This is a genomic window from Candidatus Binataceae bacterium, assembly GCA_036495685.1.
Classification (GTDB): Bacteria; Desulfobacterota; Binatia; order Binatales; family Binataceae; genus JAFAHS01.
On the sequence record DASXMJ010000103.1, the window covers coordinates 1 to 8,899 of the forward strand.

The 8,899-nt window shown below is 60.0% G+C and carries 4 protein-coding genes; 1 reads left to right on the forward strand and 3 read right to left on the reverse strand.

Annotated elements, in window-relative coordinates:
- Positions 1-282: 282 nt before the first annotated feature.
- Positions 283-1,107 (forward strand): Crp/Fnr family transcriptional regulator, encoded by an 825-nt coding sequence (locus VGI36_10560; GenBank protein ID HEY2485583.1) that lies wholly within the window; start codon positions 283-285, stop codon positions 1,105-1,107.
- 749 nt (positions 1,108-1,856) lie between these two features.
- On the opposite strand, the gene VGI36_10565 is transcribed toward VGI36_10560, so the two are convergent.
- From VGI36_10565 to VGI36_10575, 3 genes are all read right to left on the reverse strand, one after another.
- Positions 1,857-3,422 (reverse strand): GMC family oxidoreductase, encoded by a 1,566-nt coding sequence (locus VGI36_10565; protein ID HEY2485584.1) that lies wholly within the window; start codon positions 3,420-3,422, stop codon positions 1,857-1,859.
- 904 nt (positions 3,423-4,326) lie between these two features.
- Positions 4,327-7,440 carry a multidrug efflux RND transporter permease subunit gene (locus VGI36_10570; GenBank protein ID HEY2485585.1) on the reverse strand — a complete coding sequence of 1,038 codons (3,114 nt, stop codon included), beginning with the start codon at positions 7,438-7,440 and terminating at the stop codon, positions 4,327-4,329.
- Positions 7,437-8,899 (reverse strand): efflux RND transporter permease subunit (locus VGI36_10575; protein ID HEY2485586.1); only part of this gene is annotated, 1,463 nt, incomplete at its 5' end. The genes VGI36_10570 and VGI36_10575, both read right to left, overlap by 4 nt.

The following is an 8,899-nucleotide window of genomic DNA, read 5'->3' on the forward strand; positions in this document are numbered from 1 at the left end:
GTTTGGCGACTAATCGGAAGTTAACTGTGGGTAGGTTCCCATATCCTACGTGTAGGCTACCAGTGACCATGTAAATCTAGCTTTTATGTGCATTTTGACGCTCCATCCTCACGACATTACGCTGAAAATCTGTTTAATTACTCACTAATAGATGCTTGGACTAGCGATTGTTGAGATTGATGCCCTTTGAGTCAGTCCTTAGGCAAAGGTCGCGAAGCTGAGCTGTCTGAGTCAAAATCTATAACTGCAACGAGAGATGGTACAGGTAAGGTGAAAATCAGTATGAATAAGCCGAGTTTGATGGATCGGAATGAACAGGTCTTCTCAAAACTTCGGGCTAGTCTCGCGTCCTGCCAAGTACCCTGCGAGTTGATCGACGAGGTTGTCGAGCTGCAGCCGGGCATCACCTTCGAGCGGGGAGCCATGGTCTTTTGCGAAGGAACCTCCGATGGCCTTCTCGCCTGCGTTATCTCCGGCTTCGTCAAAGTCTATTGTCCGGTTGGCGACGGTATCCGAACTCTAGTCCGACTTGCGGTACCCGGCGATGTCATAGGCTACCAGAACTATCTGGACGGCAGGGACAGATGTGCCCGCCTGTTCGAGGCCCAGGCGTCCAGCAAGTGCAACGTGGCGTTATTCAGCCGCGATCGTATCATCCGAAGTCTGGAGAAGCTTCCGGCGAAGAACCTGGTCCACCTGATCGAGATGATGAACACCTATTGGTCGCAGGAACTCCAGTGGTTCGCGACCCTCTTGAGCTTGCCTTTTTCGGAACGGCTCGAACTCGTCATGAGTGATCTTGCCCTCCGCGCAGGAGTTAAGGACTCGGAAGGCACCGTCCTGATTCCGGTGTTAGGCCACGAAGACTTTGCCGAAATGATCGGTTGCTCCAGGCCCATGGTCAGCCGGCTAATCAGCGACATGATAGACGCCAGGTTGATCGCTCGACGCGGTAAGAACTACGTCCTGCTGTCGAAATGGGACTTTGATTGTCTTCAGTCCCTTGATCGTTCCACCAGAGCGCGGAACCAGAGCGATGTGAATCGAGCTCTGGTGGCCGAGCATCGCATCAATTCCATTTCCAGGCGTTCGGAGGCTGCAGCCTAGGCTCCTGGTCGACGCAAGCCTGGAGAGCCTAAAAATGACTCTCGTCGCCGAGCCGACGAGGATCTAGAAGCGATCACGCTCCCGGCCGGCAGAGCCGGCCGGGAGACAATCGGTGTCGCGGACGGCTGCGCGGGGAGCTGCCCTCGGATCAGCCTTGAAGGGTAACGAGGCCCCGGGGCGCGGGGTCCGAAAAGCTCTCCTTTCCACCGTCGACGTAACCGGCGAGTCTCGTTACTTGAAAGTCGGGTCTGCGGGGAGAGCCGGTGGCCTGCTGCTTTGGCAATCTGAAGCAGTTGTTCGCGCGGGCAGGAGTTCACCCACAGCTTCGCCGATATTTCTCGCTACTACCCGGACCTATCTCGGGTTGATGCGACACTGGGACACGGTGCTTCCGGGGCGGATACTGCGAGTCTGTACGAGAACGTCGTGGAAGATCTCGAGGGAAAGTGGAGTGCATCCACGACTTCTGCGGCCTCGCATTCGAACCGGCCTGCGTCCAGTTCCGCAAACGGAACGTGCTGTCCCTAGGGCAAGCTCCGAGCAGAGTTCGCCAGCCAATTTCCGACATGGGCTTTTCCAGTGGAAGAACTACGAGGCCTAGCTCGGCCCGCACAAGCCATTGAGCGAAGCTTGAGGCGCGTCGATGGCTCTAGGAGCCAAAGAAAATAAGTGAGTTGCATCCGAGCGCTGAATGGCTCACGCGCCAGAAAAACGACACGTCGACTTGTTTGCTGCTAAGGCGGAACGGCCTAAATTTCTCCGTCCCGTAGCTGCCTTTCGATAGCGTCTCCGACCCGCAGAGCATTCGCTGCGATCGTGAGGCCCGGGTTGGTACCGCCGCAGCTCGGCATGAAGGAGCCGTCCACCACGTAGAGATTCTTGACCTCGTGCGAGCGACAGCTGGGATCGAGCACACTGGTCGTCGGGTCGTGGCCAAAGCGGCACGTGCCGGTTGGATGACCGAAATTGATCATATTCGGCAGCAAATAGAGCATACGGAATTTCAAGAGCCGCTTGCGTAGCAACCTTCTCGCGAGACTCGCACGTCGTCTCAGGTCGGGGTTAACCCGATAGCAGACGCGAATTCGTTCCGGCCGCTCGGGATCCGGGACAATACGGTTCTGGAGCTCGCCAAAATCCTCAAGAATCATTGCAAAGATCGTGGCGGCACCGAACAGCTTCGATGCAATCATCGCAGGAATGCGAAGGAACGGCCGTAGCGGCCGCATCCGGGCGAGCCAGCTTGTGTCGAACCATGCATACAGGAAGACGAGGATATTGCCGTAGGTAGCGGAAAGGCCGACGGATTGCACTGAACCGAGGCGCTTGCCGTCGTACGAATAGAAATCGCGAAAGCCGATAGTCTTGCGGGGTCCGTCCGACGAACCGCGGTGACGGGGCCAAACCGCAATCCATTCAGAGGCGTGAAACATCAGGTTGCGACCGACGAGGCCGGATCCATTGCCAAGGCCGTTGGGGTGCTCCGGGCCGGCAGATTGGAGAAGGAGAGTTGCGCTACGGTAAGTTCCCGCCGCGAGAATGACAACGCGTCCGGCGACCAGTGCTGTAGAGTTGCCACGGCGAAACTCCACGCCGGTGACCCTGTCAGCCGTGGCTATCAGACGCGTGACTTCACAATCGGTTAGCAGCTCACTTCCGTGGCGTTCTAGAGCGGGGTCGAGGCAGACCGATCGCGCGGTGCTCTTGCACGCGGAGGGGCACAATCTTCCGAGGCACTCCTGGCAACCCGGCTGATAAGCGATACCAACGTGCAGGCGATAGGGATGCAGGCCCGCATCCCTGAAGTCGCGCATGAACAGCTCATCCTGCGTGCTTGCTTGATGGGGCTCGAGCAAGTCGACAGGTTCCGCTAGCGGGTCGCTGGTGCCTTGCACGCGGTATAGCCTCTCGGCGAGTTCGTAGTAGGGCCGCATTGCGTCGTAAGAGATCGGCCAGCCTCCAGTCGGATGCTCTAATCTCGGGACCGCTTCGAAGTCGGAACGCTCGAAGCGTTCGAGCGCGGCGCCATAGATTAGCGTCGAGCCGCCGGGGCCACAGCCAAGCGGCGCAAATAGCTCGCTCACAGCTCCGTCGACTTCGGCCGTGATACGATCGGGCCAATGTCCAGCGGCCAGACGCTTCTCGGGAGTTTCGGCCAAGGTGGCGTCTGAACCGTCCGCCACGGTTTGGCGACCTTTTTCAAGAAACAGAACACGAAACCCTTGAGACGCCAGACGGTAGCCGATCGTTGCGCCTCCCATTCCCGTTCCGATCACAATCGCGTCCCACGGGGTCTCGGTGCTGGAATTACCCATGGTGATTACGCCATTTTTCCCATTTTATTCGATCGCACAGACCTCGCCTCTCCTCGGTCGAGTCTATTGGGCTCTCCAAGAGCACCGAGACTCGCTTTCCGAGACACAGCAGGTCCCTCAAGAGCGGAATCGACCGCTTACGGTCTCCAAGTCGTCACGTCTGCTTCGCTAGCAACTTTGTGGTCGCGGATTACAAAATGTGACCGCTTCGCCGACCATTGAACCAGTGCCTCCCGTCAACTCGCAACTCGCGGGTTAATCAGCGTGAACTTCTGTGCCATCGGGTTAATCGGGTCGAAACTAGATTTCCGACGGCGCGCCAAAATCAGGGTCGAGACCCGCGAAGATTCGCTTTGGAAGGTAAGACTCAACCGCAGACACTTAATCACACCGGTCATCGCGTCAGCTGTGAAATTTTACGTGTAGGGAACCAGATTTGGTTCTAAATCTGGCAATCTCCGGCGTGGGTTTCTCAACCATTACCAAGAGTGACCTAAGAGGGGATACAGCCGGAATTTGCAGGGGTTTCGGCCAGCAGACAGCGAGAGCAGGGCACGGATCTCTCGGCAATGTGAGATTAGCAAAACCGACCCTTTAAACGATCGCCGCCGTATAAACACGGTGTGGTCGCCTGTTTCCTCTGACTTGGAGCCTACCATTTTTTTCGAAGCTTCCGGCTTTCTTGACCCGGTCTCCAAGAGTGTCCCCCCGGCGCGTTTCAGCTTTTGTTGGATCAGGGCGTGCAGCCGCCCGGGGTCGAGACTGCCGGCACCCGGAGAGAAGGGATGAGACTGAGCTGCGGGCGAAACCCTGTAGGCGGTTCGTCGCGGCGAGGCCGGCGGGTCCGCCCGGGATGAAGAGTGAAGACCGCAGCGGAGAAACGACCGATACGCGGCTCGTCGACTCAGGGACTGGCCTGCTCAGGCGAGCGGATGATACCGGCGAATAGGCGCCTCCAGACACCTGCGCCATATAGGCGGAACCGGTCGAGATACAGGTACACGACGGGGGTCGTGTAGAGCGTCAGGACCTGGCTCATGAGGAGCCCGCCGACGATCGCGATTCCTAGCGGCCGGCGCAACTCCGAGCCGGTTCCGGTTCCCAGCGCGAGCGGCAACCCGCCCAGCAGCGCCGCTGCCGTGGTCATCATGATAGGCCGAAAACGCAGCACGCACGCCTGGTAGATGGCGTCGCGCGAGCTCTTGCCGTCTTTGCGTTCGGCCTCCAAAGCGAAATCGATCATCATGATGGCGTTTTTCTTGACAATGCCGATCAGCAGGATGATCCCGATGATTCCGATTACGCTGAGCTCGACGCGGCAAATCAGGAGGGCCAGCAGCGCGCCCACTCCTGCCGAGGGCAGGGTCGACAGGATCGTGATGGGGTGCACGTAACTTTCGTAGAGAATGCCGAGCACGATGTACACGGCGGCCAGCGCGCCGAGGATGAGCAACGACTCGTTGCGCAGGGAGTCCTGGAAGGCTTGCGCGGTGCCCTGGAAATTTCCGTGGATGTTAGACGGTAAACCGATTTGTTTTTCTGCAGCTGCGATCGCGTCCACCGCCTGGCCGAGCGCTACTCCGGGCTGCAGGTTGAAGGAGATGGTGACCGAGGGAAACTGCCCCTGGTGGTTCACCGCCAGCGAGGTCGTCGAAGGAGCGTAGTGGGTGAAAGTACCCAGCTTCACCAGCTCTCCGCTCGGGGTGGCCATAAAGATGTGGTTGAGCGAATCAGGGTCCTGCCAGAACTCGGGCGCCACCTCCATCACCACGTGGTACTGGTTCAGGGGCGTATACATGGTGGAGACCTGGCGCTGGCCGAACGCGTCGTAGAGCGTGTTGTCGATCGCTGCCTGCGTGAGCCCGAGGCGGGCTGCCGTGTCGCGGTCGACGACCAGGTTGGCGGCCAGACCGGCGTCCTGCTGATCGCTGCTCACGTCGACCAGCTGCGGCATCGAGCGCATCTTGCGCAGCAGCTTGGGCGCCCACTGGTTGAGCAACGCCAGGTCGTCGCTTTGCAGTGTGTACTGGTATTGAGCGTTAGCCATTCGACCGCCGATCTGGAGATCCTGGGTGGCCTGCAGATAAAGACTGGCGCCGGCCACCTGGGCAACATTCTTGCGGATGCGGGCGATTACTTGGTCGGCGTTGAGTTTGCGCTGGCTGTAAGGCTTGAGCGTAATGAACATCCGGGCCGTGTTGGTACCGCTGCCATTGCGGCCGCCGGTGAATGCGACGATGTGGTCGACCGCGGGATCCTGGCGGATGATATCCACGTACTCGGCAAGGTGCTTGGTTAATGCCTGGAACGAAGTGTCCTGGTCGGCCTGCACGGCACCCTGTATTCGGCCGGTATCCTGCTGCGGGAAAAACCCCTTGGGAATAGCCACGTACAGGTAGCCGCTGATGCCGACCATGGCGATGGTTATCGCGAGCATGAGGCGCGGATGATCCAGTACCCATGACAGGCTCGACGTGTAGTGTTGGTGCATCCAGTCAAAGCCGCGCTGGCTGGCCTGGTACCAGCGCCCGTGCTTCTCGCCGTGTTCGCCGAGCAGATGGGCGCACATCATCGGGGTGGTGGTCAGTGAAATGACCAGCGACACCGCGATCGCGACCGACAGCGTGACCGCGAACTCACGGAACAGGCGGCCGATGATCCCGCCCATCATCAGGATCGGGATAAATACCGCGATCAAAGAGATACTGATCGAAATTACCGTGAAGCCGATTCCTCTGGCGCCTTCTATTGCGGCTTCCAGCGGCGGCATGCCCATCTCGCGGTAGCGGGTGATGTTCTCGATGACCACAATCGCGTCGTCGACCACGAAGCCGGTCGAAATCGTGAGTGCCATCAGCGAGAGGTTGTCCAGCGTGTAGCCACACAGGTACATGACGCCAAAGGTGCCAATCAGCGAGATCGGCACGACGATTCCCGGAATCATCGTGGTGCGCCAGCTGCGCAGAAAAACGAACACCACCAGAATCACGAGCGCTATCGAGATGAGCAGCGTGAGCTCGACGTCCCGCACCGAGGCTCTGATCGTCACCGTGCGGTCCAACACTACCGTCGCGTCGATCGCGGGCGAGATTGATGCCATCAGCGACGGCAGCGCGGCCATGACTCGATCGACGGTGCTTATGATGTTGGCGTTGGGCTGACGGAAGATGACCAGCAGGATGCCGGCCGTGCCGTCGGCCAGTCCCAGGTTGCGCAGGTCCTCGACCGAATCGCGCACCTCGGCAACGTCGGAAAGCTTGACCGCGGCGCCATTCTGAAAGCGGATGATCAGCGGCTGATAGTCAGCCGCGGTCAGCAGCTGGTCGGTGGTGCTCAAAGAGCGCGCGGTGGTGTCGTCGGACAGCTCGCCCTTGGGCCGGTTGGTATTGGCGGCGGCCAAAGCGGTGCGCACCTGTTCGAGGCTGATGCCGAGATTGCTCAACTGAGTTGGGTTCAGCTCGACGCGCACCCCGGGCAGCGCGCTACCCCCCACGAACACCTGACCGACGCCCACCATCTGGGACAGTTTCTGCGCGAGGATCGAATAGGCGGCATCGTAGATCTTGCCGCGCGTCAAGGTTTTGGAATTGAGCGCCAGGATCAGTATCGGCGCATCGGCCGGATTGACCTTCTGATAGGTCGGATTTCCCGGCAGATCGGTCGGCAGTTGGCTGCGGGCCGCGTTGATCGCCGCCTGCACATCGCGTGCGGCCGCGTCGATGTTTCGCGACAAATCGAATTGCAGCACGATGCTGGTGTTGCCGAGCGTACTGGTCGAGGTGAGCTGGTTCAGGCCCGCGATGCGCCCGAACTGCCGCTCCAGCGGAGTTGCCACCGAGGAGGCCATCGTCTCCGGGCTGGCGCCCGGAAGTTGGGCCTGTACCTGGATGGTCGGGAATTCAACCTGCGGTATGGGTGAGACCGGCAGCAGCTGGAACGCGACGATACCCGCAAGCGCGATCGCGATGGTCAGCAGGGTGGTGGCGACCGGCCGACGTATGAAGATTTCCGAGATCATCGCGCGGCGGGCGCTTCGGCCAGCGAGGTCCCCGGGCGCTTGCTGGCGAGCCGTTCGCCAAGTCGATCGAACGCCAGGAAGATAACCGGCGTGGTGTAGAGCGTCAGTACCTGGCTTAAGAGCAAGCCACCGACGATCGCGATTCCCAGAGGACGGCGCAGTTCCGATCCGGTGCCGGTGCCGAGTGCCAGGGGCAACCCGCCCAGCAGCGCTGCCATGGTGGTCATCATGATGGGACGGAAGCGCAGCAGGCAGGCCTGATAGATTGCCTCGCGCGCGGGTTTGCCGTCCTTGCGCTGCGCTTCCAGCGCGAAGTCGATCATCATGATGGCGTTTTTCTTAACAATTCCTATCAGCAGGATGATTCCGATGAGTGCGATGACGTTCAGTTCGTTGCCGCAGATCATCAGCGCGAGAATGGCACCGACCCCTGCCGACGGCAGCGTGGAGAGAATCGTGATCGGATGGATGTAGCTTTCGTACAGAACACCGAGCACGATGTACACGGTCACCAACGCGGCGAGGATCAGCAGCGGCTCGTTGGTTAGCGACGCCTGGAAGGCCTGCGCCGTCCCCTCGAATTGTCCCTGCACACTCGCCGGCATTCCGATCTCCCGCGTCACCCTGTCGATCGCATCAACCGCGTCGCCCAGCGAGTAGCCGGGTGCGAGATTGAACGAGACGGTGACGGTCGGAAATTGCCCCTGGTGATTCACCACCAGTGGCACATTTCCTTCCTCGTAGTGGGTGAACGCACTCAGCGGCACCTCGCCCCCGGTCGCTGAACGAATGTAGATCTCGTTGAGCGCCGCGGGGTTTTTCTGAAACGCCGGGTCAACCTCGAGCACGACGTGGTACTGATTGGATTGCGTAAAAATGATCGAAATTTGCCGCTGTCCGAACGCGTCGTATAAGGTGTTGTCGATCATCTGCGGGGTAATGCCCAGACGCGAAGCGGTCTGCCGGTCGATCACCAGCTGCGCCTGCAGGCCCGAGTTCTGCTGGTCGCTCGCGACGTCCTGCAGCGCCGGTACCGTCTTCAGCTTGTTCACCAGCTTGTCGGTCCAGGTTGCCAGTTCGGCCGCGTTGGGATCCTCGAGGCTGTACTGATATTGCGTCCGGCTGACCCGGTCCTCGACCGTCAGGTCCTGCACCGGCTGCAGAAACAGGGTAATGCCCTTGACGTTGGCGGTCTGCGCCGACAGGCGACGAATGATCTCGCTGATACCCGCCTTATCCCGTTCTTCGAGCGGCTTCAGGTTGATCAGGAAGCGGCCGCTGTTGACGGTGGTGTTGGTGCCGTCCACGCCCGCGAACGACGACAGGCTTCGCACCGCCTGGTCACGCAGGATGATGCGCGCCAGCTCCTGCTGGCGCTCGATCATGGCCGGGAAGGAAATGTCCTGCGGCGCTTCGGAGACGCCCTGGATCACCCCGGTGTCCTGGAGCGGGAAGAACC